The 26,727-nt window shown below is 63.8% G+C and carries 26 protein-coding genes; 14 read left to right on the top strand and 12 right to left on the bottom strand.

Going from position 1 to position 26,727, the window contains the following annotated elements; genetic code table 11:
• Nucleotides 1–106 precede the first annotated feature (106 nt).
• From E8E78_RS09300 to E8E78_RS09290, 3 genes are read left to right on the top strand one after another with little or no spacing between them, the layout of a single operon-like run.
• Nucleotides 107–1,384, top strand: coding sequence for a flavohemoglobin expression-modulating QEGLA motif protein (locus E8E78_RS09300; protein ID WP_016501199.1), 1,278 nt, complete (start codon nucleotides 107–109; stop codon nucleotides 1,382–1,384).
• Complete coding sequence (locus E8E78_RS09295; RefSeq protein WP_063426539.1) at nucleotides 1,356–2,279, top strand: alpha/beta hydrolase; 924 nt, start codon at nucleotides 1,356–1,358, stop codon at nucleotides 2,277–2,279. Before E8E78_RS09300 ends, E8E78_RS09295 begins: the two co-directional genes overlap by 29 nt.
• Nucleotides 2,276–2,602 (top strand): hypothetical protein, encoded by a 327-nt coding sequence (locus E8E78_RS09290; RefSeq protein WP_016501197.1) that lies wholly within the window; start codon nucleotides 2,276–2,278, stop codon nucleotides 2,600–2,602. Before E8E78_RS09295 ends, E8E78_RS09290 begins: the two co-directional genes overlap by 4 nt.
• Before the next feature lie 176 nt (nucleotides 2,603–2,778).
• Here the strand turns inward: E8E78_RS09290 and E8E78_RS09285 are convergent, their stop codons facing one another.
• The 3 genes from E8E78_RS09285 to E8E78_RS09275 form a co-directional block, all read right to left on the bottom strand.
• The gene (locus E8E78_RS09285; RefSeq protein ID WP_063426541.1) at nucleotides 2,779–3,570 is read right to left on the bottom strand and encodes an OmpA family protein; all 792 of its coding nucleotides are present in this window, start codon (nucleotides 3,568–3,570) and stop codon (nucleotides 2,779–2,781) included.
• Nucleotides 3,571–3,620: 50 nt separating this feature from the next.
• Nucleotides 3,621–4,034 carry a DUF4398 domain-containing protein gene (locus E8E78_RS09280; protein WP_014592166.1) on the bottom strand — a complete coding sequence of 138 codons (414 nt, stop codon included), beginning with the start codon at nucleotides 4,032–4,034 and terminating at the stop codon, nucleotides 3,621–3,623.
• Between the two features lie 276 nt (nucleotides 4,035–4,310).
• On the bottom strand, nucleotides 4,311–4,655 hold the full coding sequence (locus E8E78_RS09275) for a hypothetical protein (protein WP_016501195.1): 345 nt from the start codon (nucleotides 4,653–4,655) through the stop codon (nucleotides 4,311–4,313).
• Between the two features lie 164 nt (nucleotides 4,656–4,819).
• Between E8E78_RS09275 and ppc the strand changes: the two genes are divergently transcribed.
• The 7 genes from ppc to E8E78_RS09240 all read left to right on the top strand — a co-directional run bounded on the left by ppc (nucleotide 4,820) and on the right by E8E78_RS09240 (nucleotide 12,065).
• Entirely contained in the window at nucleotides 4,820–7,447 is a 2,628-nt protein-coding gene (gene ppc, locus E8E78_RS09270; RefSeq protein WP_280312061.1) for a phosphoenolpyruvate carboxylase, read from the top strand.
• 257 nt (nucleotides 7,448–7,704) lie between these two features.
• Nucleotides 7,705–8,355 (top strand): adenylate kinase, encoded by a 651-nt coding sequence (gene adk, locus E8E78_RS09265; protein WP_016501192.1) that lies wholly within the window; start codon nucleotides 7,705–7,707, stop codon nucleotides 8,353–8,355.
• 192 nt (nucleotides 8,356–8,547) lie between these two features.
• Nucleotides 8,548–9,222: a tRNA (adenosine(37)-N6)-threonylcarbamoyltransferase complex dimerization subunit type 1 TsaB gene (gene tsaB / locus E8E78_RS09260; RefSeq protein ID WP_049276662.1), complete on the top strand. Its 675-nt coding sequence runs from the start codon at nucleotides 8,548–8,550 to the stop codon at nucleotides 9,220–9,222.
• Between the two features lie 131 nt (nucleotides 9,223–9,353).
• Entirely contained in the window at nucleotides 9,354–9,644 is a 291-nt protein-coding gene (locus E8E78_RS09255) for a hypothetical protein (RefSeq protein ID WP_016501190.1), read from the top strand.
• Nucleotides 9,645–9,647: 3 nt separating this feature from the next.
• Nucleotides 9,648–10,517 carry a DUF72 domain-containing protein gene (locus E8E78_RS09250; RefSeq protein ID WP_016501189.1) on the top strand — a complete coding sequence of 290 codons (870 nt, stop codon included), beginning with the start codon at nucleotides 9,648–9,650 and terminating at the stop codon, nucleotides 10,515–10,517.
• A 28-nt stretch (nucleotides 10,518–10,545) separates the two neighbouring features.
• Complete coding sequence (locus tag E8E78_RS09245) at nucleotides 10,546–11,376, top strand: isocitrate lyase/phosphoenolpyruvate mutase family protein (protein WP_197863877.1); 831 nt, start codon at nucleotides 10,546–10,548, stop codon at nucleotides 11,374–11,376.
• A complete protein-coding gene (locus tag E8E78_RS09240; protein ID WP_197864642.1) occupies nucleotides 11,376–12,065 on the top strand; it encodes an extensin family protein in 690 nt (229 codons plus the stop codon). Before E8E78_RS09245 ends, E8E78_RS09240 begins: the two co-directional genes overlap by 1 nt.
• Nucleotides 12,066–12,067: 2 nt before the next feature.
• Here the strand turns inward: E8E78_RS09240 and E8E78_RS09235 are convergent, their stop codons facing one another.
• Nucleotides 12,068–12,688 carry a hypothetical protein gene (locus tag E8E78_RS09235; protein WP_016501187.1) on the bottom strand — a complete coding sequence of 207 codons (621 nt, stop codon included), beginning with the start codon at nucleotides 12,686–12,688 and terminating at the stop codon, nucleotides 12,068–12,070.
• A 103-nt stretch (nucleotides 12,689–12,791) separates the two neighbouring features.
• Here E8E78_RS09235 and E8E78_RS09230 point away from each other — a divergent pair, with 103 nt between their 5' ends.
• Nucleotides 12,792–13,568 (top strand): class I SAM-dependent methyltransferase, encoded by a 777-nt coding sequence (locus E8E78_RS09230; protein WP_049275042.1) that lies wholly within the window; start codon nucleotides 12,792–12,794, stop codon nucleotides 13,566–13,568.
• Here E8E78_RS09230 and E8E78_RS09225 read toward each other — a convergent pair.
• Nucleotides 13,565–14,464 carry an RHS repeat-associated core domain-containing protein gene (locus tag E8E78_RS09225; protein WP_230676098.1) on the bottom strand — a complete coding sequence of 300 codons (900 nt, stop codon included), beginning with the start codon at nucleotides 14,462–14,464 and terminating at the stop codon, nucleotides 13,565–13,567. The genes E8E78_RS09230 and E8E78_RS09225 overlap by 4 nt on opposite strands.
• Nucleotides 14,465–14,609: 145 nt before the next feature.
• Nucleotides 14,610–15,251 carry a TetR/AcrR family transcriptional regulator gene (locus E8E78_RS09220; RefSeq protein WP_049275040.1) on the bottom strand — a complete coding sequence of 214 codons (642 nt, stop codon included), beginning with the start codon at nucleotides 15,249–15,251 and terminating at the stop codon, nucleotides 14,610–14,612.
• A 547-nt stretch (nucleotides 15,252–15,798) separates the two neighbouring features.
• On the opposite strand from E8E78_RS09220, the gene E8E78_RS09215 reads away from it, so the two are divergent.
• Together E8E78_RS09215 and E8E78_RS09210 are read left to right on the top strand one after the other, a co-directional pair.
• Entirely contained in the window at nucleotides 15,799–16,899 is a 1,101-nt protein-coding gene (locus E8E78_RS09215; RefSeq protein WP_059394615.1) for an efflux RND transporter periplasmic adaptor subunit, read from the top strand.
• Nucleotides 16,900–16,905: 6 nt separating this feature from the next.
• A complete protein-coding gene (locus E8E78_RS09210) occupies nucleotides 16,906–19,971 on the top strand; it encodes an efflux RND transporter permease subunit (protein WP_059394614.1) in 3,066 nt (1,021 codons plus the stop codon).
• Between the two features lie 134 nt (nucleotides 19,972–20,105).
• Here the strand turns inward: E8E78_RS09210 and E8E78_RS09205 are convergent, their stop codons facing one another.
• From E8E78_RS09205 to plsB, 3 genes are all read right to left on the bottom strand, one after another.
• Nucleotides 20,106–20,795: a DUF4197 domain-containing protein gene (locus E8E78_RS09205; RefSeq protein ID WP_016501182.1), complete on the bottom strand. Its 690-nt coding sequence runs from the start codon at nucleotides 20,793–20,795 to the stop codon at nucleotides 20,106–20,108.
• A 33-nt stretch (nucleotides 20,796–20,828) separates the two neighbouring features.
• Nucleotides 20,829–21,227, bottom strand: coding sequence for a YbaY family lipoprotein (locus E8E78_RS09200; RefSeq protein ID WP_016501181.1), 399 nt, complete (start codon nucleotides 21,225–21,227; stop codon nucleotides 20,829–20,831).
• Between the two features lie 77 nt (nucleotides 21,228–21,304).
• Nucleotides 21,305–23,791 (bottom strand): glycerol-3-phosphate 1-O-acyltransferase PlsB, encoded by a 2,487-nt coding sequence (gene plsB / locus E8E78_RS09195; protein ID WP_049276667.1) that lies wholly within the window; start codon nucleotides 23,789–23,791, stop codon nucleotides 21,305–21,307.
• Nucleotides 23,792–24,023: 232 nt separating this feature from the next.
• Between plsB and E8E78_RS09190 the strand changes: the two genes are divergently transcribed.
• Nucleotides 24,024–24,233, top strand: a complete 210-nt coding sequence (locus E8E78_RS09190; protein ID WP_016501179.1) for a cold-shock protein — start codon at nucleotides 24,024–24,026, stop codon at nucleotides 24,231–24,233.
• Between the two features lie 90 nt (nucleotides 24,234–24,323).
• Here E8E78_RS09190 and E8E78_RS09185 read toward each other — a convergent pair whose 3' ends face one another.
• Genes E8E78_RS09185 through dapE form a run of 3 tightly spaced genes read right to left on the bottom strand, consistent with a single transcriptional unit; the run spans nucleotide 24,324 to nucleotide 26,682 of the window.
• Entirely contained in the window at nucleotides 24,324–24,701 is a 378-nt protein-coding gene (locus E8E78_RS09185) for a hypothetical protein (protein WP_016501178.1), read from the bottom strand.
• Nucleotides 24,702–24,718: 17 nt separating this feature from the next.
• Complete coding sequence (locus tag E8E78_RS09180; RefSeq protein ID WP_049276668.1) at nucleotides 24,719–25,531, bottom strand: putative RNA methyltransferase; 813 nt, start codon at nucleotides 25,529–25,531, stop codon at nucleotides 24,719–24,721.
• Nucleotides 25,531–26,682, bottom strand: a complete 1,152-nt coding sequence (gene dapE / locus E8E78_RS09175) for a succinyl-diaminopimelate desuccinylase (RefSeq protein ID WP_059394611.1) — start codon at nucleotides 26,680–26,682, stop codon at nucleotides 25,531–25,533. The genes E8E78_RS09180 and dapE overlap by 1 nt, the downstream gene beginning before the upstream one ends.
• Between the last annotated feature and the right edge of the window lie 45 nt (nucleotides 26,683–26,727).

The following is a 26,727-nucleotide window of genomic DNA, read 5'->3' as shown; positions in this document are numbered from 1 at the left end:
CACCAGGCTTGAGACCTGTGCGGTCCCTGTGGGAGCGGCTTTAGCCGCGAAGAGGCCAGCACAGGCAACACAAGGCTTGGCTCATTGTTGCAATAAGGAGTCCCCAGTGGACGAATACCAGCAAACCATCCGCGCTCTGTCAGACCGCATCGTTGCGGCGCAGACCCCGATCCGGGTCCTGGACGCGGTTAAATGGGACGAAAACATTCGTCAGGGCTTCCTCAAAGCCAAGGGCAAGGAGCCGCCGGCCGTCGACCGTGCCTATTACCAGTCGCGCCCGCTATCGTTCGACTCCGGCGCGGTGAAGGCCGAGTTCCAGGGCATCGAGCGTGACATCATCCGCCAGCTAGGTCAGTTCAACCCGGTCGGGCAGATCATGAAGCGCATGTGCCGCGAGTACCGCATGGTGGTGCGCATGCTCGAAGCGCGCGGGACCGAGGACTTCGGCCTGATCTCCCAGGAGCTGTATGGCGCTGCCTCCGATGCCTTCCATGCCGGTGACCCGACCCTGGCCGACCTCGGTCTGATGCTGTCGGATTACCTCAACAATATCGATGGCCGTGGCGACCTGAAGGACGAGCCGAAGAACCTCACCGCCAAAGAGGCGGTGGAGATCCTCCAGCGCCGGCTGAACAAGGTGTTCGGCGAGGCCGAGGAAACCATCCGCGTGTTCGAGTCCGACGGTATCGTCGCCGATGCCGCGGCCGGTGCCGACTACATCAAGGTGCGCGCCGATGCCATGTTCAACGCCCGCGACGTGCGCGCCCTGGAGGTGCACGAAGGGCTGGTGCATGTCGGTACCACGCTCAATGGCCTGAACCAGCCGATCTGCACCTTCCTGGCCAAGGGCCCGCCCTCGTCGACGGTGACCCAGGAAGGCCTGGCCATCCTCATGGAAGTGATTGCCTTCGCCTCCTACCCCAGCCGGCTGCGCAAGCTCACCAACCGCACTCGCGCCATCCACATGGTCGAGGAGGGCGCCGATTTCCTCCAGGTGTTCGATTTTTTCCGTGGGCAAGGCTTCGAGATGGCACAGAGCTACAGCAACGCCAGCCGGGTGTTCCGCGGTTCGGTGCCCAATGGCCTGCCATTCACCAAGGACTTGTCCTACCTCAAGGGCTTCATCATGGTTTACAACTACATTCAGTTGGCCGTGAAGAAGGGCAAGCTCGAACAGATCCCGTTGCTGTTCTGTGGCAAGACCACCCTGGAAGACATGCGTACCTTGCGCCAGCTGGTGGAGGAGGGCCTGGTTGCGCCGCCCAAGTACTTGCCCGAGCAGTTCCGCGACCTTAACGCGCTGTCGGCCTGGATGTGCTTCTCCAACTTCCTCAACCACCTGAGCCTGGACCGTATTGAAGCCGACTACGCGAACATTCTCTGAGTGCTGCCGCCTGCTGGCCCTGGGCTTGGTCCTGCTGGGCCTTGGCGGCTGCAGCAGCCTGCTGTTCTACCCCGAGCGTGGTCAGGCCTTTACGCCTGAGCGGGCCAAGCTGGCGTACCGCGATGTAACGTTGACCACAACTGATGGCATCCGCCTGCACGGTTGGTGGTTGCCGGCCAAGGCCGGGGTCGAGGTCAAAGGTACGGTACTGCACTTGCACGGCAACGGCGGCAACCTGCCGGGGCACCTGGGTGGCAGCTACTGGCTGCCGGAGCAGGGCTATCAGGTGCTGATGATCGATTACCGCGGTTATGGCCTGTCGCAGGGGGCGCCAAGCCTGCCAGAGGTGTACGAAGATATCGCCGCCGCCATGGCCTGGCTAGACCAGGCGCCCGAGGTAAAGGGCAAGCCCCTGGTGCTGCTGGGGCAAAGCCTTGGCGGCGCCATGGCCATTCATTACCTGGCGGCCCACCCCGAGCAGCGCCAGCGCTTCAGTGCCCTGGTGTTCGATGGCGTACCGGCCAGTTACCGTTCAGTCGGGCGCTTTGCCCTCAGCACGTCGTGGATGACCTGGCCGTTGCAGGTGCCGCTGTCGTGGCTGGTGCCGGACGGCGACAGTGCAATCCGTTCGATCGAGCAACTGAGCAGCCCGCCCAAGCTGTTCTTCCACAGCATCGACGACAACCTGGTGCCGATGGACAACGGTATTCGCCTGTACCAGCACGCGCCACCACCGCGGGTGCTGCAACTGACCCGCGGTGGCCATGTGCAGACCTTCGCCGACCCCACATGGCGCCAGGTGATGCTGCGTTTCCTCGACGACCCTAGCCATTTCAACGGCCTGCGGCGGCTTGCCGAAGTGCCCAATTTCCCTGACGAGAAGAACAAGCAATGAGTGAAGAACGCAACGCCATCCCGCTGATCCTGACCGGCGTCGGCAGCATCATCGTGACGGTGGGGGCCTTGTGGTACTACGGTTACCTGCATTTCGCCAAACCCGAGGATGCCCTGTTGCTGCAGGACTTCACCATGCTCAAGACCATCCCGGGCGAGGACTACAAGGTTTCGCTGGACCCGGCGCCGCAAGTGGCCCAGTGCGTCGATGGCGTGCTGGTGTTGTTCGACACCGAGCAGAAAGGCCTGACCGGCGTGCTGGTGGACAACCGCAAGCGTGCGGTGCGCTGCATGGGCGAGGAAACCCCGCAGCAGGTGAAGTGAGCCAGCCTTTTCAGCGCCTGTTCCGGCCCATTCGCGGCTAAAGCCGCTCCCACAGGGACCGCTTCAGTTTCGGGGTGGGGGAAATACCTGTGGGAGCGGCTTTAGCCGCGAAGAGGCCGGTACAGGCAAAAAAAAGCCCCACGTCGAGCGCGGGGCTTTTTTTCAGCCAGCCAGCCTTACCGCTGAACCTGGCTCACCGAACGGGGTGCCACCGGTTGGTTGTCGTTGGAGATGGTTACCTCCACGCGACGGTTTTGCGCACGGCCCGAGTTGCTGCCGTTGTCCGCTACCGGGTACTCCTTGCCATAGCCCTGGGAGACGATGCGCGCCGGGTCTACGCCGGCACGTACCAGTGCCATGCGTACGCTGTTGGCGCGGCGCTCGGACAGGGTCTGGTTGTAGTTGGCCGAGCCGACGCTGTCGGTGTAGCCCTCGACAATCACCTTGCGCTCCGGGTTTTCCTGGAGGAACTGGGCCAGCTTGGTGACGTTCGGGTAGGCGTTGCTCTTGAGCTCGGCCTTGTTGAAGTCGAACAGCACATCGCCAAAGGTCACCAGCGTACCGCGGTCGGTCTGCTTGGCGTTGAGGCTGTCCTGCAGCTTGGCGATCTGCGCGTCGCGGGCATCCAGCTTGGCCTGTGCGCGTTGGGCCGAGGCATTTTTCAGCTCGCCTTCGGCGGTGCGCAGGGCAATGGTCTGCTTGGCCACTTCAACACGCTGGTTGGTCAGATAGGCCAGTTGGTCGACCTTCTTCTCGTCTTCACGGTCCATGTAGGCCTTGTCGGCCTTGTTCAGCCAGTCCTGGGCGTCCTTGGTCTCCAGTGCCGCGACCTTGCTCGATTGCGGATCGCTCTGCAGCGAGGAGAAGTTGGTGCGGGCCGATTCCAGGTTGGCGTTAGGGTCGTGCGAGCAGGCAGCAAGACCAACGCTGAGGGCCAGCAGGGCGGGAATCATGACGTGTTTGCGCATAGTGTTCATCCTTTGATCGAGTGCGAAGGCTAAGGTTGGCGGGGCAGGGCTCACTGAGCGCTGCGCAGGCCTTCCTCACGTACGTCCTGAACGCCCTGACGGGCATCCTGCACGGCCTTCTGGGCCTTGGCCGCCTGGGCCTTGCGTTCGGCGAGGCGTGCGTCCCACTCGGCCTGTTGGGCCAGGCGCTTGGCCTCGTCGTACTTCTTGTCGTGCATGGCGATTTCGGCTTGCTTGAACTTGTCCTGGGCCGCTTTCATTTCCACGGCAGCGAACTCGGTGCCACCCGCGCTCACGGCGGAGTTCACGGCGGATTGGGTAACGGCATACTGCTCGGTGGGCGGGTTGCCCGCACAGCCGGCCAGGACCAGGCTACTGCCCAGGGCCAGCGCGGCCAGCTTGAACCCGCGCACATGAGTAGATGACAGTTTGCTAGTGCGGGTCTTCATGGTGGTCAGCTCCATTGGATCACTCCTGATAACGACGATGTCCGTAGCAGTCCATCGCTTATTCCCTGACAAAACCGCGCGCTTCAGCTGAACGGTGCACGAGGGCAGTGTGCAGGGTTTTAGCGTGATGGCTATTGGCTCCGACTCGACCGTTTTTGGAATGGTTCAGAAAAAAGTGCACTGAACGAGGAATTATTTCTGACTGATCGGTCAGCGCGATTTGCCTGGAACTTTTGCAGGCAAAGGCGGTATTCCGGGCCTTGCCGAGGCCCGGAACGGTGGGGCGGGTGGTTATCTTTCGCTATCGTCGTCGGTGGTGCTCAGGCTGTGCAGGTGCTGTCGCGAGAGGGACAGAAAGCGCGGAGTAGAGCCGACATCCTCGTACAGCGGGTCACCTTCTTCATCGGTGGCGATGACTTGGTGACCCTGCACATAGGGGAAGCTGGCTTCCAGCTCTTCGAGGGCGGCCGCCACCAGCTCGCCGAGCAGTTCCTCGGCGGTACGCTTTGGGTACATGTCGATCAGCGCGGCCAGGCGCGCCTCGGATTCCAGGTCCAGATGCAATACATGGCCCGTGCGGCTGAGAGTGCCGGCGGCATTCTGTTCCCAGTGCTGGGCGAGTTCACGGATTTTCATGATGACCTCTGTTGACGCCTGCTAAGGCTGCATTGCATGGGAGTGCTTGCTTTCACTTTAGTTTGCTTTGGCTGATCACGGCTTGCCATTGGCGCTCGGCTGGGGGCACTCTTCGGTAGAGTTGTGTACAAGAGTGCGCCAGAGCCGCGCCAAAGAGAGGGCCAATGACCGATATCGATGTGCGTTTGCGTGAAGATGTCCATGTGTTGGGTGAGCTGCTCGGCGAAACCATTCGCCAGCAGCATGGCGATGCGTTCTTGCAGAAAATCGAAGACATCCGCCACAGCGCCAAGGCCGACCGCCGCGGCCCCGGCGAGCAATTGACCTCGACCCTGGCCGACCTTGCCGAAGAAGACTTGCTACCCGTCGCCAGGGCCTTTCACCAGTTCCTCAACCTGGCCAACATGGCCGAGCAGTACCAGTTGATCCGCCGCCGCGACGCCGGCCAGGCCGAACCCTTCGAGGCCCGTGTGCTGCCCGAATTGCTGGCGCGCCTGAAGCAGGCCGGGCATAGCAACGATGCCCTGGCCCGGCAACTGGCCAAGCTCGACATCCAATTGGTGCTTACGGCGCACCCCACCGAGGTGGCCCGTCGCACCTTGATCCAGAAGTACGACGCCATCGCCGGCCAGCTGGCTGCCCAGGACCACCGTGACCTGACCCCGGACGAACGCCATCAGGTGCGTGAACGCTTGCGCCGGCTGATTGCCGAGGCCTGGCACACCGAAGAAATCCGCCGCACCCGGCCGACGCCGGTAGACGAAGCCAAGTGGGGCTTCGCGGTGATCGAGCATTCGCTGTGGCACGCCATCCCCAGCCACCTGCGCAAGGTCGACAAGGCCCTGCTGGATGCCACCGGCTTGCGCCTGCCGCTGGAGGCCGCGCCAATTCGCTTTGCCTCGTGGATGGGCGGTGACCGTGACGGCAACCCCAATGTGACTGCCGCCGTTACCCGGGAAGTGCTGTTGCTGGCGCGCTGGATGGCCGCCGACCTGTTCCTGCGCGACATCGATGCACTGGCCGCCGAGTTGTCCATGCAGCAGGCCAGTGACGCGTTGCGCGAACGGGTGGGCGGCAGTGCCGAACCCTACCGCGCCGTGCTCAAGCAACTGCGCGACCGCCTGCGAGCGACGCGTGCCTGGGCGCATACCGCTTTGACCAGCAGCCAGCCGGCCAGCGCCGAGGTGCTGGTGGATAACCGCGACCTGATTGCGCCACTGGAGCTGTGCTATCAGTCGCTGCACGAATGCGGCATGGGCGTTATCGCCGAAGGGCCGTTGCTCGATTGCCTGCGCCGCGCCGTCACTTTCGGCCTTTTCCTGGGCCGCCTGGACGTGCGCCAGGACGCTGCCCGCCACCGTGACGCGCTGACCGAAATCACCGACTACCTGGGCCTGGGCCGCTATGCCGACTGGGATGAAGATCGCCGCATCGAATTCCTTCAGGCCGAGCTGAAAAACCGCCGCCCGCTGTTGCCCGCGCACTTCAGGCCGCAGGCAGACACCGCCGAGGTGCTGGCCACCTGCCGGGAAGTCGCCGCCGCGCCCGCTGCCTCGCTGGGCTCCTATGTCATTTCCATGGCCGGTGCCGCTTCGGATGTGCTGGCGGTGCAACTGTTGCTCAAGGAAGCCGGCCTGACCCGCCCCATGCGTGTGGTACCGCTGTTCGAGACCCTGGCTGACCTGGACAACGCCGGGCCGGTGATGCAGCGCCTGCTCGGCCTGCCGGGTTACCGGGCCGGGCTGCGCGGCCCGCAGGAAGTGATGATCGGCTACTCCGACTCGGCCAAGGATGCTGGCACCACGGCGGCGGCCTGGGCGCAGTACCGGGCCCAGGAAAACCTGGTGCGCATCTGCGCCGAACACCAGGTCGAACTGCTGCTGTTCCACGGCCGGGGCGGTACGGTAGGGCGCGGCGGTGGCCCGGCCCACGCAGCGATCCTGTCGCAGCCACCGGGTTCGGTGGCGGGACGGTTCCGCACCACCGAGCAGGGCGAAATGATCCGCTTCAAGTTCGGTTTGCCGGGCATCGCCGAGCAAAACCTGAACCTGTACCTGGCCGCTGTGCTCGAAGCCACGCTGTTGCCACCGCCGCCCCCGCAACCGGCCTGGCGCGAGGTGATGGACCAGTTGGCTGCTGACGGCGTCAAGGCGTACCGCAGCGTGGTGCGCGACAACCCCGATTTCGTCGAGTACTTCCGCCAGTCGACGCCAGAACAGGAACTGGGGCGCCTGCCGCTGGGCAGCCGCCCGGCCAAGCGCCGGGCAGGCGGGATCGAAAGCCTGCGGGCCATCCCATGGATCTTCGGCTGGACCCAGACCCGGCTGATGCTGCCGGCCTGGCTGGGCTGGGAAACCGCGCTGAGCAATGCCTTGGCCTGTGGCCAAGGTGAGTTGCTGGCACAGATGCGCGAGCAGTGGCCGTTTTTCCGTACCCGCATCGACATGCTGGAAATGGTGCTGGCCAAGGCCGATGCGCAAATAGCCGAGGCCTACGACGAACGTCTGGTGCAACCGGACTTGCTTCCTTTAGGTGCACACCTGCGCGACCTATTGTCGCAGTCTTGCCAGGTGGTACTGGGGCTGACCGGGCAGCAGGTGCTACTGGCGCACAGCCCCGAGACGCTGGAATTCATCAGCCTGCGCAACACCTACCTGGACCCGCTGCACCGCCTGCAGGCCGAGTTGCTGGCCCGCTCGCGCAGCCGCGAAGCCGCTCTGGACAGCCCGTTGGAGCAGGCCTTGCTGGTGACCGTGGCGGGTATTGCCGCCGGGCTGCGCAATACCGGCTGAAGGTGTGCCCAAGCCAGCAGGGGTGAGTGGCGTGCAGGCCATGCACGGGTAAGGGGAGGGTGGTTGCGCCGGGCGCAACCACCTGCCCGGTCGGCCACAAGTGGCGCATTCCTGCAACTTTGGGACGCTTGTATGGCTGCCGGGCGCTGTGTATCTTGAGCAGCCTTCTGACCGTTTTATGGTCATACCCGATTTTCCGGACTTGGCCCTGGTTGCCGAATCCATTGAATTTCATAAAAAAATTTGAGGAGCACAAGATGCGCGTAATTCTGCTGGGAGCTCCCGGGGCCGGTAAAGGTACTCAGGCAAAGTTCATCACCGAAAAGTTCGGTATTCCACAGATCTCCACCGGCGACATGCTGCGTGCCGCCGTCAAGGCCGGCACCCCGCTGGGCCTGGAACTGAAGAAAGTCATGGATGCCGGCCAGCTGGTCTCCGACGAGCTGATCATCAGCCTGGTCAAGGAGCGCATCGCCCAGCCTGATTGCGCCAACGGCTGCCTGTTCGACGGCTTCCCACGCACCATCCCGCAGGCCGAAGCCATGGTCTCTGCCGGTGTCGACATCGACGCCGTGGTCGAAATCGCCGTGGACGACGAAGAAATCGTCGGCCGCATGGCTGGCCGCCGCGTACACCTGGCCTCGGGCCGTACCTACCACATTCAGTACAACCCGCCGAAAGTGGAAGGCAAGGACGACGTCACTGGTGAAGACCTGATCCAGCGCGACGACGACAAGGAAGAAACCGTTCGTCATCGCCTGTCGGTCTACCACACCCAGACCAAGCCGCTGGTGGAGTTCTACCAGAAGCTGTCGGCCGCCAATGCCGGCAAGCCGAAGTACAGCCACATTGAAGGTGTCGGTTCGGTCGACGCCATCACTGCCAAGGTCCTGGCAGCCCTGAGCTGATCAGCACCTGACGCCCCCCGACAACGGCCCGCTAGCGGGCCGTTGTCGTTTCCGGCCTGCGATCCACGGCCTGGCGCTTCTACAGGGCCCGCGCCAGGCCACCTGCAAAGGCCGCACAGCGCCCCTTCGGGACACAACGCCGCTGCTGCTCTATACTGCCGCTCTTTTCATTCGCACCTGGATACCCGTTCGATGACCACCCTGCTGGCCCTGGATACCGCCACCGAAGCCTGTTCCGTCGCGCTGCTGCATGACGGCAAGGTAACCAGCCATTACGAGGTGATCCCGCGTCAGCACGCGCAGAAGCTGCTGCCGATGATCAAGCAGTTGCTGGCCGAATCCGGCGTTGCGCTGAATGCACTGGATGCCATCGCCTTTGGCCGTGGCCCGGGCGCCTTCACCGGCGTGCGCATTGCCATTGGTGTGGTCCAGGGCCTGGCCTTCGCGCTGGAGCGCCCGGTGCTGCCGGTGTCCAACCTGGCCGCGCTGGCCCAGGGTGCCTTGCGCGAGCAGGGCGTGCAGCAGGTGGCGGCTGCCATCGATGCGCGTATGGATGAAGTGTACTGGGGCTGCTACCAGGCCACGGCCGGCGAAATGCGCCTGGTCGGCCGCGAGGCGGTGTTGCCGCCCGAACAGGTAGCGCTGCCGGCGGGCAGCAGTGGCGAGTGGTTCGGTGCCGGTACCGGATGGGGCTATGCCGAGCGCCTGGCGGTACAGGTGGCGGCCATCAACCCTGGCGCCTTGCCCACTGCGCTGGACATTCTCAGCCTGGCTACCTTCGCCTGGGCTCGTGATGAGGCAATCGTTGCCGAGCAGGCGCAACCGGTATATCTGCGCGATAATGTAGCTACGCCCAAGAAGCACTGAGTGCTGTTCGTCGGTTATCGCCGATCACTCTAAAACCTTTTGCGCGATCTGTGGTCCAGTTATCAGTCAAGCATTAGCGACGGAACCCTGATGCTGCTAAATTGCCATCATTGGTCCTGAGTGCTCATGCCATGCGTATCGACGGTTTCTCTTCGCAGTCCTACCCGGTCAAGCGCACCCCGCGCAAGGCACCGGCGCGTGACGAGGCCATTGATGATGCCGAGCTGATTGAAGACAGCCAGGGCGCCCCCGTGGAGGCCACCGCCCGCCGCCGCAGCGGTGGCCTGCCAGCCCGCCAGCAGGACATGGTCTTCCCCCGCGCCCGTGACCGGCGCACCGCCACTGCCTTGGCCAGCTACCTGAGCACCGCCGGTTTCACCGACTGGGACATGGAAGTACTGGGGCTCGACCTGTACATTTAGTGGATGAGTCCACCACCACTGCCTTATTTTCTCGGTTGCCCGTCCTGGAGCGAAAACGCCTGGCGCGACTACCTCTATCCCGCCGACGCCACCAGTAACGAAATGCTTGGCCTCTACAGCCAGGTGTTCAACGCCGTCGAGGGCAATACCACCTTCTATGCACGCCCCGCTCCCGGCACCATTGCCCGCTGGGCGCAGGTGATGCCCGGGCACTTCCGTTTCACCGCCAAGTTTCCCCGGGACATCAGCCACGAGGGTGACCTGCGTGATCAACTGGAGCCTGCCTTCGACTTCACGCGGCTGATGGCCCCGCTGGGCAAGCGCGTTTCGCCGTACTGGCTGCAGTTGCCGGCCAAGTTCGGCCCGGCGCGCCTGGGCGAGCTTTGCCACTTCCTCGACGAGATCGGCCTGCCGGTGGCCGTGGAAGTGCGTAACCAGGCCTTCTTCGCCAAGGGTGAAGAAGAACGCCTGCTCAACCGCCTGCTGCACGAACGCGGCGTGGAGCGCATCTGCCTGGACCCGCGGGCGTTGTTCAGCTGCACCTCGCGCGACCCTGCCGTGCTGCATGCGCAGTCGAAGAAGCCCAAGGTACCACCACGCCCTGCGGCCTTCAGCCAGCACCCACAGGTGCGCTTCATCGGCCATCCGGAGCTGGAGGCCAATCACACCTTCCTCAGCCCTTGGGTAGAAAAAATCGCCGATTGGATCGAGGAAGGCCGCAACCCCTATATCTTCCTGCACACTTCGGACAATCGCCTGGCTGCGGCGTTGGCCCGGCATTTCCATCAACGCCTGATGGCACGCCTGCCAGGTCTTGCACCTTTGCCGGAATTGCCGCGCGCGCCCGAGGTCGAACAACTGGGCTTACTCTGACCTTTCCCTGACTGCCGGAGGTTGAACCATGGATGTGCAAACCCTGCGAGCCGAAGCCTTCAAGGCTTTACACGAGCGCGAAGGCGCGTTCGTCATCCCCAACCCGTGGGATGCCGGCTCCGCCAAGCTGCTTGCCAGCCTGGGTTTCGAGGCGCTGGCCACCACCAGTGCCGGCCTGGCGTTCAGCCTGGGCCGGCCAGACGCCGAAGGCGCCTTGAGCCTGGACGATACCCTGGACAATGCCGGCGAGATCGTCGATGCCACTGCGTTGCCAGTGGCCGCGGACCTTGAGAACGGTTTCGGCGACATGCCTGAAGATTGTGCCCAGACCATCTTGCGTGCGGCAGAAATCGGCCTGGTAGGTGGTTCCATCGAAGATGCCAGTGGCCGCAGTGATGCGCCCATCTATGACCTCGGGCTGGCCGTGGAGCGCGTGCGCGCCGCCGTGCAGGCTGCGCGTAGCCTGCCGTTCCCGTTCACGTTGTGCGCCCGGGCAGAAAACCTGCTGCATGGCCGCATGGACCTCGACGACACCATCCTGCGCCTGCAAGCCTATGCCGAGGCCGGCGCCGATGTGCTCTATGCCCCCGGGCTGCGCACCGTCGAGGAAGTACGTGCGGTGGTGCAGGCCGTCGCACCGCGGCCGGTGAACGTACTGATGGGCATGGCGGGTGTGTCGCTGAGCGTGAACCAGTTGCAGGACCTGGGCGTGCGCCGCATCAGCGTCGGCTCGTCGCTGGCCCGTGCTGCGCTGGGGGCCTTCCACCGTGCTGCGTTGGAGATTCGCAACGAGGGTACGTTCGGCTACGGTGAGCAGGCACTGCCGTTTGCCCTGCTCAACGACCTGTTCCGCCGCTGATGCGGGCAATGCTGGCGCTGCTGGCCGGCCTGTTGGTGCTGGCCGGCCTGGCCTGGCACTTCGACTGGCGCCTGCCTGCCGTGTGGAACCCCTGGGCGCCGCTGGACGTGCGCCAGCCGCCCAACCTGCTGACGCCGTACAAGCTTTCACGCCTGCGCGATGACCCGGCCTTGTGCCGGCAGGCACTGGAAACCAGCCAGCTGCGTTACCGGGCGCAAGCCGACAGCCCCGCTGCGGCCAACTGCCCGTTGCAGAACGTGTGGCGCATCGAGGGTGGGCAGGCGCGGCTCAGCAGCAGCTTCCTGGCCAGTTGCCCGCTGGCGGTGGCCTACGCGCTGTTCGAGAACCATGGCTTGCAGCCGGTGGCGCAGCGGGTGCTGGGCCAGCCGGTGACGCAGGTCGATCACCTGGGCAGCTTTGCCTGCCGCAATGTCTACCACCGCAAGCAGGGCCGCTTGAGTCAGCACGCTACCGCCAATGCGCTGGACATCAGCGGTTTTCGCCTGCAGGACGGTCAGCGCATCGTGCTGGCGCGTGACTGGCAGGTGGGTGGGCAGAAGGCAGAGTTCTTGCGGCAGGTGCAGCAGGCGGCTTGCGAGAGCTTCAGCACGGTACTGGGGCCGGATTACAACGCCGCGCACCATAATCACTTCCACCTGGACATGGGGCGCTGGCAGATCTGCCGTTAGCTTCAGGCGTGAACGCGCACGTTGTTCAGCACCACCGGGCGCGCCCAGTGGATGTCGAACTCCAGGTCGTTTTGCTGTTTGGCCAGGGTGGCCTCGTCGAACGGTTCGGGTGCCGGGTCCAGCAGGTTGGTCTCGAACTCGGCAATGGGCAGGAACAACGACCGCGGGGCAGGGCCCGGGCCGGGCTCGGCAATCGGATGGCCCTGGCTCATCACCACCGGGCGCATCCAGCTGTTGCTGGTGTCGAGCTGGCGCTGCTGTTCAATCAGTTCCATGGCACTGAACGGCTCAGGCGCAGGCGGCAGCAGGCTGGCTTCGAGCTCTGCCTTGGGCAAGAACAGCGGCTCGGGCGGTGTTACCTCGGTGTCCAGCACCGGGCAGGCGCGTTGGGCGTCGATCAGGGCCAGCGCACGGGCGCCGCCGATGGGTTCGCCGCTGTCGTGGTCGTACTGCACGAAGGACTGGCTGACGCTGTCTACGGGCTCTTCCTGCTGCTCGGCCATGGCCCGGGCAAAGAAATCCTGCCACAGGTGGCTGACGCCCCCGAGTGCCTGGGTGTTGTGCTGACTGTAGTTGCCGACAGGCGACAAATAGGTCAAGCCGATAGGAAGAGTATCTGACATGGCAGTCGCGCGCGTTGTGCTCTGGCAGAATAGCGGGATATTGCCTGTATCGGCCGTGGCTGCTGATTCATTAAGGCTTGGTTTGATTTTTTAGGTGTGGACGATGGAAGAGCAAGGCACGGGTATCAGGGTCGAGGCGATGTCGGCTGAGTATGCGGAGCAGGCCAAGGTGTGGGCTGAACGCCTAAGCCTGCCGCTACAGGACGAGAGCGCCGGCTTCGCCGTGCAGGTGGGCGCCGAGGGTTTGCAGATCCAGCAGCTTGGGCCGCAGGCACCAGGGCCGGTGCGGGTGGACTTTGTCGAAGGCCAGGCCGCGCACCGGCGCCAGTTTGGTGGTGGCAACGGGCAGATGATTGCCAAGGCCGTGGGCATTGCCCAAGGCGTGCGGCCACAAGTGCTGGATGCCACGGCAGGCCTTGGCAAAGATGCGTTCGTGCTGGCCAGCCTGGGCTGCCAGATGACCCTGATCGAGCGCCAGCCGCTGATTGCCGCGCTGCTGGAGGATGGCCTTGCGCGGGCGCGGTCGGATGACGAGGTGGGCCCGATTGTCGGGCGCATGCGCCTGCTGACCGGCAACGCCATCGAGCGCATGCGCGCCTGGGAAGGCGAAGCGCCGCAGGTGATCTACCTCGACCCAATGTTCCCGCACCGCGACAAGAGCGCCCTGGTGAAAAAGGAAATGCGCGTGTTCCGGCCCTTGGTGGGGGACGACCTGGATGCCCCAGCGCTACTCGAAGCTGCCCTGGCGCTGGCTAGCCACCGGGTGGTGGTGAAGCGCCCGCGCAAGGCGCCGATCATCGATGGGCCTAAGCCCAGCCATAGCCTGGAGGGCAAGTCGAGCCGGTATGACATATATCCGAAGAAGGCGTTGAAGGCCTAATCCTCACGCAGGCGTCTCAGACGTTCTAGCAGCTCTTCGTGTACCATATCTTCCGGAATGGAAGGGTGAATGGTTGTAGGGCTGCTAAGTATTTCTTCAGCGAGTGTACTGGTAGGACCGGCATGCACTGGACTGTGTGCATGCGTTTCTTGCGTTTGTCGGGTAGTGTCAAAATTAAAACGCCCGTTTTTGTCCGCGGACAAAAAGCTCAGTATTGCTTGTTGGTTATTAAGAATGTTTATTTTTTCCAGTGCATGCTCTGTTGTATGGACAAATCCATTAGTAAGTCCGCGGTCTAGCTCACTCTGAGCTCGGAGTAGGCGTTTACTAATAGACTTTGACAGCGCTTTGTATTCATTTTTAGATAGGTTAGGACTCGATTCATCCAGGCGTGGAGCCAGTTTTTTGTACGAATAGCCCTGATTAAACTGTTTGAACAGCCCTCTGAAAAATCTGCCGGTAGGGTCCACCCTGTTGATGGGGTCGTTGCCGCAGTAAGCATACGTGTTAAGGCCACCTCTAGCGAATGGCGAGAAACTGTCCGCACTGTGAAAGCGCATCAGCGCTGGATTGAACAGGCGGTGACCATTACCCAGCAAGTAGCCTATGGCAGAGGGTAGCCAAGTTTGCCCGGTAAAGCGGGACAGTATCTGGTGAGCGGCCGGTAAACTATCATCGCCATAAGGGCTGTAGGCAATGGCCGTTTGGCTTCCTGCATGGGCGGTAACGGTTGACGCTTGGGCATCGGTGGCCAAAAGCTGTGCTTGCGTGGTTTGGCTGTTTGTTTCGCACAGGTTCTGGTTATTCGCGCTGACAACTGAACAATGAGCACTGCCTGAATGCACTGTCGAGAGTTTGTTGCCCTTATAAAAGAGTTGAAGTGTTTGAGTGGACATGGTGGTGCGCTCATGTGGGGCTTCATGAGAGTATGTCTAGAGTGTGCCTGGTTGGATACTGGCAAAAATGTCAGGTAGTACGCCGGTTGGGGGCACAGGCACAGGCATACGCGCTCCTACAGACCGCGTATGCCAGAAGATGCTTTCAGGGTCGGTACGCTCGCAAGAACACCCCCACCACCTCGCGCACATGCGCCTCGGCCTCTTCGCCCTGCAGCGGCCCCGCGCACCCCAGCAGCAAGCGATAATCCGGTGCCCCCTTGACCAGGCAGAAGAAATGCTCCGCCGCACGCAGCGGGTTGTCGATGCGCAACAGCCCGCGCTCATCCGCCCCGCGCAGCAGCGCTTCCATCCCTGCCAGCACGCGCTTGGGGCCGGCTTCGTAGAAGTATTCGCCAAAGCTTGGGTCCAGGCTCCCCTGGGCCATGATCAGGCGGCTCAGCTTGACCGCTTCGTCGCTGCTGATCAGTGCCTGGAAGCCACGGGCAATGGTCAACAATACCTCCTCCACCGGTGCCCCCTCGGGATACTCGAACAGCAGGTCAGGTAGCTGGATCTGGCAGGTGGCCATGACCGCTGAACAGAACAGGGTCTGCTTGTCGGTGAAGTGGCTGTACACGGTAAGTTTTGAAACACCTGCCGCCGCAGCGACCGCATCCATGCTGGTGTTGGCGTAACCAAGGCTGAGGAACAGGGCCTTGGCCGCTTCGAGAATCGCCTCGCGCTTGACCAGGTCCTTTGGCCGGCCTGGGCCGATGGGTGCGTCGTTGGGCATTGTGGTCTGCATCTGGTTTAAGGATCACCATCTTAACGGGTCGGGCGCGATCCGGCTAAAACCAGGTCACATTGCCTGCTGTCTGCCAGCGGACAGTTGTCCGCCAGTGATGTCGTCGCTCAGGCGTCAGCGAGGTGTCGACACCACCCCCGACAAACCGAACACCACAGGTATAGCGCTGTCCTCGACACCGACGCAAATCACTGTGGGAGCGGCGGTGCGGCGGTCCGATTCACCCGCGAAGAATACGACGCGGTGCATGGCACCGGCTTCGCCGGTGTTCGCGGGTGACCCCGCTCCCACAATGTACGCGCTGCGCTTGCGATCACTGTTTCATGACCACCCGCGCAGTACTGGCCTCAAGACTGCTTGGCACCCCACCAATCTGCCACACGTACGGCGGATACGCCGTGCGGGCGGCGCCCGATCTCTCAGGCGCCAAAAAGACTTCAGCCGTACCCCTGGAAAAACCACCGCAAACCCTTCCCGGCATCGCTTACCTGACTTAATATACTCGCCAGTACAAATATTCGAAGTGCCCTCCGCGAAAGGATTCATCATGTTGCGCCATGCCTTGTCCATCGCCTTGCCCGCCGTTGCCGCGTTGCTACTGACGGCATGCGGTCAGGAAGCCACCCCGCCTGCCGCGCCGCGCCCGGCGCTGGTGGTGCAGCCGCAGCCGGCCGAAGCGGCTGCCGATAGTTACCCCGGCGAAGTACGTGCGCGCTTCGAGCCGGACCTGGCGTTCCGCATTGGCGGCAAGGTCACCAAGCGCCTGGTGGAGGAGGGGCAGCGGGTCAAGGCCGACCAGCCGCTGGCCGAGCTGGACCCGCAGGACGTGCGCCTGCAACTGGAAGCCAACCGCGCCCAGATGGCGGCTGCCGAGGCCAACCTGGCGCTGGTGCGCGCTGAGCGTGACCGCTACCAGAAGCTGCTGGACCGGCAGATGGTCAGCCATTCCCAGTTCGACAATGCCGAGAATTTGTACCGCGCCGGCCTTGCCCGGCTGAAACAGGCCAAGGCCGAGTTCGACGTGGCTGGCAACCAGGCCGAGTATGCCGTGCTGCGCGCGCCGCAGGCCGGGGTGGTTGCCAAGCGTCAGGTCGAAGTGGGCCAGGTGGTTGCCGCCGGGCAAACCGTGTTCACCCTGGCCGCCGATGGCGAGCGCGAAGTGGTGATCGGCCTGCCGGAGCAGCAGTTCGCCCGCTTTGCCGTGGGGCAACCGGTCAGTGTGGAGCTGTGGTCACACCCGCAAGCGCGCTTTCAGGGGCGTATCCGCGAGCTGTCACCGGCCGCCGACCCCCGCTCGCGCACCTTTGCTGCGCGCATCGCCTTTACTTCGGCCGCCACGCCGGCGGAGCTGGGCCAGAGTGCCCGGGTGTTCATCGCCCATGATGGGCTGATCCCGTTGGCAGTGCCGCTGTCAGCGGTTACAGCGGAAAACGGCCAGGCCTATGTGTGGCGCGTCAACAAGGACAGCCGCCTGGAGCGGGCGGAGGTGCGTCTGGGGGCTTATGGCAGCGACACTGTGCCAGTGCTCGAAGGCCTCGCCGCCGGTGACTGGGTGGTCGCCGCCGGTGGCCATGTACTGCGTGAGGGCCAGGAAATACGCCCTGTGGACCGCAGCAACCGTGTAGTGAAGCTGACGGCCAAGGAGTAAGTCCCGATGGGTTTCAACCTTTCTGCCTGGGCGCTGCGCAACCGCCAGATCGTCCTGTTCCTGATGATCCTGCTGGCGGCCATTGGCGCCATGTCCTACACCAAGCTCGGCCAGAGCGAGGACCCGCCATTCACCTTCAAGGCCATGGTCATTCGTACCCTGTGGCCGGGCGCCAGCGCCGAGGAAGTGTCGCGCCAGGTCACCGAACGTATCGAGAAGAAGCTGATGGAAACCGGCGAGTACGAGAAGATTGTCTCGTTCTCGCGCCCCGGCGAGTCGCAAGTCACTTTCATGGCCCGCGACTCGCTGCATTCCAAGGACATCCCCGAGCTGTGGTACCAGATCCGCAAGAAGGTCGCGGACATTCGCCACACCCTGCCACCGGAGATCCAGGGCCCGTTCTTCAACGATGAGTTCGGTACCACCTTCGGCAATATCTATGCGCTGACCGGTAAGGGCTTCGACTACGCGGTGCTCAAGGACTACGCCGACCGCATCCAGATCCAGCTGCAGCGGGTCAAGGATGTGGGCAAGGTCGAGCTGGTGGGCCTGCAGGACGAGAAAATCTGGATCGAGCTGTCCAACCTCAAGCTGGCCACCCTCGGCGTACCCCTGGAGGCCGTGCAGCAGGCCCTGCAGGAGCAGAACGCGGTGAGCACCGCCGGCTTCTTCGAGACGCCCAGCGAGCGGCTGCAACTGCGGGTGAGCGGGCGCTTCGACAGCGTGGAGCAGATTCGCCAGTTCCCCATCCGCGTAGGTGACCGCACGTTCCGCATCGGCGATGTGGCCGAAGTGCACCGTGGCTTCAATGACCCACCCGCGCCACGTATGCGCTTCATGGGCGAGGATGCCATTGGCCTGGCCGTGTCGATGAAGGACGGCGGCGACATCCTGGTATTGGGCAAGGCCCTGGAAGGCGAGTTCGAGCGCGTGGCGCGCAACCTGCCGGCCGGCATGGAGCTGCGCAAGGTCTCGGACCAACCTGCGGCGGTCAAGGCCGGTGTGGGCGAATTTGTCCAGGTACTGGTCGAGGCACTGGTCATCGTGCTGCTGGTGAGCTTCTTCTCGCTGGGCCTGCGCACCGGCCTGGTGGTGGCGCTGGCCATCCCCCTGGTACTGGCCATGACCTTCGCCGCCATGCACTATTTCGGCATCGGCCTGCACAAGATTTCCCTCGGCGCGCTGGTGCTGGCGCTGGGCTTGCTGGTGGACGACGCGATCATTGCCGTGGAAATGATGGCGATCAAGATGGAGCAGGGTTACGACCGGCTCAAGGCAGCCAGCTATGCCTGGAGCAGCACTGCCTTCCCGATGCTGACCGGTACCCTGATCACTGCGGCAGGCTTCTTGCCCATCGCCACTGCTGCTTCCAGCACTGGCGAATACACCCGCTCGATTTTCCAGGTGGTGACCATCGCCCTGTTGACCTCGTGGGTGGCGGCGGTGGTGTTCGTGCCCTACCTGGGCGAGCGCCTGCTGCCCGACCTGGCCAAGCTGCACGCTGCGCGTCATGGCAAGGACGGCCACGCGCCAGACCCTTACGCCACGCCCTTCTACCAGCGGGTGCGGCGGGTGGTGGAGTGGTGCGTGCGGCGGCGCAAGACGGTGATCCTGCTGACCATCGCGGCCTTTGTCGGCAGTATCCTGCTGTTCCGCTTCGTGCCCCAGCAGTTCTTCCCGGCCTCCGGGCGCCCGGAGCTGATGGTTGACCTGAAGCTGGCCGAAGGCGCCTCGCTGGCCAATACCGCCGAGCGGGTCAAGCAATTGGAGGCACTGCTCAAGCAGCAGGACGGCATCGATAACTACGTGGCATACGTGGGCACCGGCTCGCCGCGCTTCTACCTGCCGCTGGACCAGCAGCTGCCTGCAGCCAGCTTTGCCCAGTTCGTGGTGCTGGCCAAGTCGATGGAGGATCGCGAGCGCCTGCGCAGCTGGCTGATCCGCACCGTGGACCAGCAATTCCCCGACTTGCGTGCCCGCGTCACGCGCCTGGAAAACGGCCCGCCCGTGGGTTACCCGGTGCAGTTCCGGGTCACCGGTGAGCACATCGAGAAGGCCCGTGCGCTGGCCCGCGAAGTGGCCGACAAGGTGCGCGAGAACCCGCATGTGGTGAACGTGCACCTGGACTGGGAAGAACCCAGCAAGGCTGTGTTCCTCGAAATCGACCAGGACCGCGCCCGCGCCCTGGGCGTGAGCACCGCGCACCTGGCCAGCTTCCTGCAAAGCTCGTTGACTGGTACCACGGTCAGCCAGTACCGCGAGGACAACGAGCTGATCGAGATCCTGTTGCGCGGCACCCAGCAGGAGCGCGGTGACCTGGGTAACCTCGGCAGCCTGGCGTTGCCGACCGACAATGGCCAGAGCGTGGCGCTGTCGCAGGTAGCGACCCTGGAGTACGGCTTCGAGGAAGGCATCATCTGGCACCGCAACCGCCTGCCCACGGTGACAGTGCGCGCCGATATCTACGACAAGGAGCAACCGGCCACGCTGGTGAAACAGATAGAGCCGACCCTGCAGGCGATACGCGCCAAGCTGCCGGACGGCTACCTGCTGGAAGTGGGCGGCACGGTTGAAGACTCCGAGCGTGGGCAGAAGTCGGTGAACGCTGGCATGCCGCTGTTCGTGGTAGTGGTGCTGAGCCTGCTGATGATCCAGCTGCGCAGCTTCTCGCGCACGGTGATGGTGTTCCTCACCGCACCGCTGGGGCTGATTGGCGTGACTCTGTTCCTGCTGGTGTTCCGCCAGCCGTTCGGTTTTGTCGCCATGCTGGGCACCATTGCCCTGGCGGGCATGATCATGCGCAACTCGGTGATCCTGGTGGACCAGATCGAGCAGGACATTGCGGCAGGGATGGAGCGTTGGCAGGCGATCATCGAAGCCACAGTGCGGCGCTTCCGGCCAATCGTGCTGACTGCGCTGGCGGCGGTGCTGGCGATGATCCCGTTGTCGCGTAGCGTGTTCTACGGGCCAATGGCGGTGGCGATCATGGGGGGCTTGATCGTGGCCACGGCGTTGACCCTGTTGTTCCTGCCGGCGTTGTATGCGGCGTGGTTCAGGGTGAAGAAAACCTGACTGACCTCACCGCCCTGTAGGAGCAGCCTTGCGCTGCGAAGAGGCCGGTGCAGCAAATGAAAATTCATCTTGCTGTCCCGGCCTCTTCGCAGCACAAGGCTGCTCCTGCGAGGGTACTGCGGCCGCGTTGCGGATCAGAGGGCGCCGAAGACCTTCTTGGCCAGGCTGGTAGCGGCCTGCGCCGGGTTCTGGCGAATGCTCTGCTCCTGCTTGCCAATCATCTCGAACAGGCCGTCCAGCGCCTTCTCGGTCACGTAGTTCTCGATGCTGGCGCTCTTGGCGTCGACCACACCCAGTGCCACCGCCTGCCCGGCGAAGTTGTTGTACTGCTGGGCCAGGCCGACCTTGTCGGTGGCCTGCTTGACGATAGGCAGGAACTTGGCGCGGATCTGCTCGCGGCTGCTCTTGTTCAGGTACTGCGTGGCCGAGTCGTCACCGCCGCTGAGGATGCCTTTGGCATCGGTCACGCTCATGTTCTTCACGGCATCGACCAGAATCGCCTGGGCCTGCGGCACGGCGGCTTCGGCGGCCTTGTTCATGCTGGCTTCAAGGGCATCGACCTGTGCACCTTTGCCGAACATCTTCATGGCCTTGGCCGCTTTGCCCAGGTTGCCCGGCAATTCGATGCGCACGTCGGGGTTATTGCTGAAACCACCCGGGGTGCTCAACTGCTTGACGGCCAGCTGCGCACCCTGGGTCAGGGTATCTTTCAGGCCGCCAGTGGCGTCTTTCTGGCTCAGGTCGCCCAGCGACAGGGCCAGTGCGCTGGCCGACAGCAGCAGGCCGGCGCACAGGGTGGAAAAACGCAGGGAAGTGCGGATCATGAAGCTTTCCTTGTAAACAGATGAATACGGGTGTCAGCGAACCTGGTCGACCTTGATGCGTACAGTTTTCGGGTCACTGCCGTCGAGCATGACACCATGGTGTTCGGTATTGATGAACAGCAGTTTGCCATCCAGCTCGATGCGCGCACTCACCGCATAGCGGTGGCCGGGTTTGACCTGGGCTGGGTCGTAGCTGAGGTGGAACGGCAGCGGCACGTTGCCTTTGACCGGGCCGGCCTGGCGGGCGAGGGTCACGGCAGGGGCGTCCATCAGCGAAACATCCTGCAGCTCCACGCTCAAGGTAGCCGCAGGCGGCAGGGCGATACGCTGCAGGTAGAAGACTTCGCCGTCCAGGCTGGCCTGGGTGGATGGGCTTTGGCTGGAACAGGCTGCGAGCAGGGATGCGCAACACAGCATAAAGAGCTTTTTCATGGAATCTCCATAGGTCCTTGGAGCTGGCTTGTGGCCAACCCCAGGGACTTTAGCGGATTTTCCCGGTAGATGAACCGTCAGATGGTCGAAGTTTCCAGGCCATCGTCACGGTGCAGGGCCACCTGGCGGATCGACAGGCGCAGCTCGGCCGACAGCACACGCTTGGCCACGCCCTCGGCCAGCTCGGCGAGCTTGTCGTGATAACCCAGCTTGCCGTGCCCGTCTGCATGCACCACGCCTTGCTGGAGCAGGGTCTGGATGAAGTGGCGGAACAGCGTCTTGTCGAAGAACTCCGGGGCATTCAGGCCATGCAGGATCGACAGGCGCTGGGCCATCATCACGCAGAGGTCTTCCAGCGCTTCGGCGCTGAGTGTGTTTTGTCCGCTGTTGAGCAGCAGCGAGGTGGCCATGTAGAAGCGCTGCAGGGTCTGGGTGATGGTGCGGGCGAGCAGGGTCAGCAGCACGAACTGCCGCGAGCTGGGCGCCGGGCGTACGTACACGTCGTTCTCCTGGCGCAGCAGGCCTTGCTCGACCAGCGCGGCCAGCCATTGGTCGATCACCTCGTCCAGTTGCTCTGGCGTCCAGCGCAGGAACAGTTCGGCCTGCAGGTATGGGTACAACGCGTGCACATACTGGCCCAGCAGTTCGCGGCTCATGCGCGAGCTGCTGAGGAAGAAGCTGGCCAGCAGCGCCGGCAGGGCGAAGATGTGCAGCACGTTGTTGCGGTAATAGGTCATCAGTACCGCATTGCCTTCATCCAGGTAGAGGATGCGGCCCAGGGCGTCCTTCTGCTCGGCCACCAGGTTCATGCTACGCACGTGTTCGATCAGTGCCTGGCCGTCGCCGTCGGGCAGGGTGGTGTGCGGCGAGTAGGGCACCTGGCGCAACAAGGCCAGGTAAAGGTCGAGCACGCGGGTCAGGGCGCGTTCGTCAAGGGCCAGGCGGCTGGTGGACAGCAGCGCCAGGGCCACCAGGTTGACCGGGTTGATGGCGGCCGCCTCGTTGAGGTGACGGGCCACGGTTTCGCCCAGGCGGGTAGTGGCGGCGTTGAGCCAGGCCGGGCGGTACTGCGGGCCGTGATCCTGTTCACGCCAGCCGGGCTGTTGCTCATCGAGGAAACCGGCGAGCCGGATCGGTTCACCGAAGTTGACGTAGACCTGGCCAAAGCGCTGCCTGAGCGCGCCAAACACCTTGAAGATGTCGAACACCGACTCCTTCTTTTTGCTGGCACCGCGCAACTCGCCCAGGTAGGTGCGGCCTTCGAGCACGCGCTCGTAGCCGATGTACACCGGCACGAACACGACCGGCGTGCGTGACGAGCGCAGGAAGCTGCGCAGGGTAATGGCCAGCATCCCGGTACGCGGCTGCAGCATGCGCCCGGTACGCGAGCGGCCACCTTCGACGAAGTACTCGACCGGAAAACCCTTGGTGTACAGGGTATGCAGGTACTCGTTGAACACGGCGGTGTACAGCGGGTTACCCTTGAACGTGCGGCGCATGAAGAAGGCGCCGCCACGGCGCAGCAGGTTACCCACCACCGGCATGTTGAGGTTGATGCCTGCGGCCACGTGCGGTGGGGTAAGGCCGTTGCGGAACAGCAGGTACGACAGCAGCAGGTAATCGATGTGGCTGCGGTGGCACGGCACGTAGATCACTTCGTGGCCGGGGGCTATGCCCTGAACCTGTTCGATATGGTTGACCTTGATGCCGTCGTAGATCTTGTTCCAGAACCAGCTGAGCACCACTTCGAGAAAGCGGATGACCGTGTAGGTGTAGTCCGAGGCGATCTCGTTGCCATAACGCAGTGCCTGTGCTTCGGCCTTGGCCAGCGGCAGGTTCTCGCGTTGGGCCTCGTCGGCGATGGCCTGGCGCACCTGCGGGGCATGGATCAGGCCTTTGACCAGGTTGCGCCGGTGCGAGATGTCCGGGCCGATGACGGCGGTCTTGAGGTTGCGAAAATGCACGCGCATCAGGCGCTGGGCCATGCGCACGGTGCGCTCGTGGCCCTTGTTGTGCTGCACCAGTTCGCGCAGGTGGATGGGCGCGGAGAACTGCACCCGGGTCTTGCGCCCCAGGATCAGCACGGTCAGCAGCCGGCGCAAACGCCCGGTCACCGCCCAGCTGTCGGCGAACAGCAGCTTCCATGGGCTGGACTCACTGGCCGGCGTCTGGCCCCAGAACACGCTGACCGGGATGATCTGCGCATCTTCTTCGGCATGCTGGCTGACGGCAGCCACCAGGCGCTCAAGCGTGGGCGGGGCGCCGCTTTTGTCCTGGCGGCCAAGCCAGTCCGGGTCGGGAGTCAGGTAGAAGAACCCGGCCGGCTCCTGCAGCGGGCCGACAGCCACCGGCAGCACCGGGCGCGGCAGCCCCGCCTTGGTGCACTCGTGGTCGAGCACGGCCAGGTCGGTGAGCGCGGGCGAGGGCAGCGCATAGAACACCGGCCGACTGCGGTCGAGGTTGAGGGACATGGAAGACTGGTTGATGGTCTCGGAGCGCACCCACAGGTACAACAGGCGACGCAGGGCGCCGAAGATCAGGCGGCGCAGGGGGGAACGGGTCATGGGGTGAGTGCCCTGGGTGTGATTTTCAGGTGAGTATCCAGCTATTTAGTCTGCCGTATCGGCGTAAGTTCAGCAAAAAACGGCCAACGGCGGGACCGTCATCAATTTTTTTTGTTCTGTGTCATATACTCGGCCTGCCACTTGCAGGATATTTCAGCAAGCGGCGTTGGCACGGGGCCGTGAGCTCATGCCTACAAGGCGATCTTCACAATAAAAATCCGGAGTAGTTCAGATGTCGTCTCGTGAGACTGGGAATGTAAAGTGGTTCAACGATGCCAAAGGCTTTGGCTTCATTCAGCGCGAAGGTGGTGCGGATGTGTTCGTCCATTATCGGGCGATCCGCGGTGAGGGGCATCGTTCCCTGGTCGAGGGGCAGCGGGTTGAGTACTCCTGCGTGCAGGGCCAGAAAGGCCTGCAAGCCGAGGACGTAGTAGGGCTCTGAGCCTCAAGCTGTAAGCCTCAAGCTGCAAGTGACCGTGTACTTGCAGCCTGATGCGATCCGTCTTGGCGCTTGCAGATCAAAGCTTGCAGCTCAAGAAGTGCGCCAGGTGATTTCCTCTTCACCGTCGGCGCTGATGCGGACCCAGCGGTCGGCATCTTCTTCCCCGTCTTCCTCGACCCAGCCACCCGGCGCGCAGCGCACTTCCACACCCAGTGCGGCGAATGCAGCGCGGGCGCAGGCGATATCATCGGCCCATGGCGTCTGATCGCTTTCCAGGTACAGGCTGTTCCATTTCCCTACAGCCTTGGGTAGCCAGGTGACTGGAATGTTACCGGCCTTGCATTTGAACGTCTGGCCTTTCTGCTGCCATTCGCTGCACGGGCCAATCGCCTGGGCGAGCCACTCGGCAATCTGCTTGTGGTCGACGTCGGCGTCCTTCAGGTAGATCTCGATATCGGGTTGGCGCATAAGGGCTCCGGGTTTGCTCAGTCTTGGCGCACGAAATAGTCATAACGCATTGAAACCGTGACCTCGAACGGCTCGGGCTGGTCGATCACCCTGGCGCGTTTTTCGGCGCTGGCGCGCCACCCGTGCGGGGTCATCGCCAGCAGGTCGGCGCGTGCCTTGGGCACGGCCAGGCTCAGGCGGAACTCGAGCGTTTCGCTGTGGGCGTGGGCCATGCCTTCGGGGACGAGGGCCAGGTGCTTGTCGTCGGCGTAAGGGCGTACTTCATCGTACAGCACCTCGCGCAACTCCATCAGGTGGCCGCTGGTCGGGCCCACCCGCATCAGGCCACCGCCGGGGCTGAGCAGGCGCTTGGCCTCGGTCCAGTCCAGCGGGCTGAACACGCTGGCGATGAACTGGCAGCTGGCGTCGGCCAGCGGCACGCGGGCCATGCTGGCGACCATCCAGGTAACCTGGGGCGCGCGGCGGCAGGCACGTTTGACCGCCTCGCGGGAGATGTCCAGGGCGTAACCGTCGGCAGCCGGCAGGGCCTGGGCGAGCAGTGCGGTGTAGTAACCCTCGCCGCAGCCGATGTCCAGCCAGGCGCCGGGCTGGCGCTCGGCGGCCAGCTCGGCCAGGCGGCGGGCCACCGGGGCGTAGTGGCCAGCGTCGAGGAAGTCGCGGCGGGCCTCGACCATGGCCTGGTTGTCACCTGGGTCGCGGCTGTTCTTGTGCTGCACCGGCAGCAGGTTCAGGTAACCCTGGCGGGCGCGGTCGAAGCGGTGGCCGGCCGGGCACACCACACTGTTGTCGAGCCGGCTCAGCGGCGCCTGGCAAAGGGGGCAGGCGAGCATCAGGCGAGCAACCGAACCAGAGTCTGGTAGTAGATTTCGGTCAGCAGGTCGAGGTCGCTGGCCAGGATCCGCTCGTCCACCTGGTGAATGGTGGCGTTGACCGGGCCAAGCTCCACCACCTGGGTGCCCATGGTGGCGATGAAACGGCCATCGGAAGTGCCGCCGCTGGTGGATGGCTGGGTATCGCGGCCGGTGACGCCCTTGATGCTGTGTGCCACGGCGTCGAGCAGTTCACCAGGCTCGGTGAGGAACGGCAGGCCAGACAGCGCCCAGTCGATCGACCAGTCCAGTTCATGCTTGTCGAGAATCGCCGACACTCGCGCCTGCAGGCCTTCGACAGTCGACTCGGTGGAGAAGCGGAAGTTGAACAGCGCGGTCAGCTCGCCCGGTACCACGTTGGTGGCGCCGGTGCCGGAATTGAGGTTGGAGATCTGGAAGCTGGTTGGCGGGAAGAACGCATTGCCTTCGTCCCAGTGCTCGGCTGCCAGTTCCGCCAAGGCCGGGGCGGCCAGGTGGATAGGGTTACGTGCCAGGTGCGGGTAGGCCACGTGGCCCTGCTTGCCGCGCACGGTCAGCTTGGCACCCAGCGAGCCACGGCGGCCGTTCTTGACCACGTCACCCAGGAGGGTGGTGCTGGAGGGTTCGCCGACGATGCACCAGTCCAGGCGTTCGTTGCGTGCTTTCAGGCGCTCGACCACTGCCTTGGTGCCGTGGTGCGCAGGGCCTTCCTCGTCGCTGGTGATCAGGAAGGCGACCTTGCCGCGGTGGTTCGGGTAGTCGTGCACGAAGCGCTCGCTGGCGATCACCATGGAGGCCAGGCTGCCTTTCATGTCGGCGGCGCCGCGGCCGCAGAGCATGCCGTCAGCGTCGATCAGCGCTTCGAACGGTTCGTGCTGCCATTGCTGCACCGGGCCGGTGGGCACCACGTCGGTGTGGCCGGCAAAGCACAGCACCGGGCCGTCCTGGCTGCCGTGGGTGGCCCAGAAGTTGTCTACGTCTTCAATGCGCATCGGCTCGAGCTCGAAGCCCACGGCGCCCAGGCGTTTCATCATCTGCGCCTGGCAGTCGGCGTCGACAGGGGTGACCGAGGGGCGACGGATCAGGTCGCAGGCCAGTTGAAGGGTAGGCGAGAGCTCGGCAGGGGCCGTCATGGGGGACTCCGGGGCAAGGCAAGGCGGGGAAATCTGAGGGGCGTT

The sequence above is a fragment of the Pseudomonas sp. BN505 genome (assembly GCF_029873175.1).
GTDB lineage: Bacteria > Pseudomonadota > Gammaproteobacteria > Pseudomonadales > Pseudomonadaceae > Aquipseudomonas > Aquipseudomonas putida.
This window is presented reverse-complemented; position numbering and strand designations above follow the sequence as displayed.

Bases quoted from the DNA above. Each gene is read 5' to 3' on its own strand.
- E8E78_RS09255 (WP_016501190.1), top strand. From the start codon at position 9,354: ATGCGTATCGACGGTTTCTCTTCGCAGTCCTACCCGGTCAAGCGCACC.
- E8E78_RS09190 (WP_016501179.1), top strand. From the start codon at position 24,024: ATGTCGTCTCGTGAGACTGGGAATGTAAAGTGGTTCAACGATGCCAAA.
- E8E78_RS09200 (WP_016501181.1), bottom strand. From the start codon at position 21,227: ATGAAAAAGCTCTTTATGCTGTGTTGCGCATCCCTGCTCGCAGCCTGT.
- plsB (WP_049276667.1), bottom strand. From the start codon at position 23,791: ATGACCCGTTCCCCCCTGCGCCGCCTGATCTTCGGCGCCCTGCGTCGC.
- E8E78_RS09205 (WP_016501182.1), bottom strand. From the start codon at position 20,795: ATGATCCGCACTTCCCTGCGTTTTTCCACCCTGTGCGCCGGCCTGCTG.
- E8E78_RS09225 (WP_230676098.1), bottom strand. From the start codon at position 14,464: ATGTCCACTCAAACACTTCAACTCTTTTATAAGGGCAACAAACTCTCG.
- E8E78_RS09240 (WP_197864642.1), top strand. From the start codon at position 11,376: ATGCGGGCAATGCTGGCGCTGCTGGCCGGCCTGTTGGTGCTGGCCGGC.
- E8E78_RS09285 (WP_063426541.1), bottom strand. From the start codon at position 3,570: ATGCGCAAACACGTCATGATTCCCGCCCTGCTGGCCCTCAGCGTTGGT.
- E8E78_RS09250 (WP_016501189.1), top strand. From the start codon at position 9,648: ATGAGTCCACCACCACTGCCTTATTTTCTCGGTTGCCCGTCCTGGAGC.
- E8E78_RS09280 (WP_014592166.1), bottom strand. From the start codon at position 4,034: ATGGAGCTGACCACCATGAAGACCCGCACTAGCAAACTGTCATCTACT.
- E8E78_RS09230 (WP_049275042.1), top strand. From the start codon at position 12,792: ATGGAAGAGCAAGGCACGGGTATCAGGGTCGAGGCGATGTCGGCTGAG.
- E8E78_RS09245 (WP_197863877.1), top strand. From the start codon at position 10,546: ATGGATGTGCAAACCCTGCGAGCCGAAGCCTTCAAGGCTTTACACGAG.
- tsaB (WP_049276662.1), top strand. From the start codon at position 8,548: ATGACCACCCTGCTGGCCCTGGATACCGCCACCGAAGCCTGTTCCGTC.
- E8E78_RS09290 (WP_016501197.1), top strand. From the start codon at position 2,276: ATGAGTGAAGAACGCAACGCCATCCCGCTGATCCTGACCGGCGTCGGC.
- E8E78_RS09210 (WP_059394614.1), top strand. From the start codon at position 16,906: ATGGGTTTCAACCTTTCTGCCTGGGCGCTGCGCAACCGCCAGATCGTC.
- E8E78_RS09235 (WP_016501187.1), bottom strand. From the start codon at position 12,688: ATGTCAGATACTCTTCCTATCGGCTTGACCTATTTGTCGCCTGTCGGC.
- E8E78_RS09275 (WP_016501195.1), bottom strand. From the start codon at position 4,655: ATGAAAATCCGTGAACTCGCCCAGCACTGGGAACAGAATGCCGCCGGC.
- E8E78_RS09185 (WP_016501178.1), bottom strand. From the start codon at position 24,701: ATGCGCCAACCCGATATCGAGATCTACCTGAAGGACGCCGACGTCGAC.
- E8E78_RS09215 (WP_059394615.1), top strand. From the start codon at position 15,799: ATGTTGCGCCATGCCTTGTCCATCGCCTTGCCCGCCGTTGCCGCGTTG.
- E8E78_RS09220 (WP_049275040.1), bottom strand. From the start codon at position 15,251: ATGCAGACCACAATGCCCAACGACGCACCCATCGGCCCAGGCCGGCCA.
- dapE (WP_059394611.1), bottom strand. From the start codon at position 26,682: ATGACGGCCCCTGCCGAGCTCTCGCCTACCCTTCAACTGGCCTGCGAC.
- adk (WP_016501192.1), top strand. From the start codon at position 7,705: ATGCGCGTAATTCTGCTGGGAGCTCCCGGGGCCGGTAAAGGTACTCAG.
- E8E78_RS09180 (WP_049276668.1), bottom strand. From the start codon at position 25,531: ATGCTCGCCTGCCCCCTTTGCCAGGCGCCGCTGAGCCGGCTCGACAAC.
- ppc (WP_280312061.1), top strand. From the start codon at position 4,820: ATGACCGATATCGATGTGCGTTTGCGTGAAGATGTCCATGTGTTGGGT.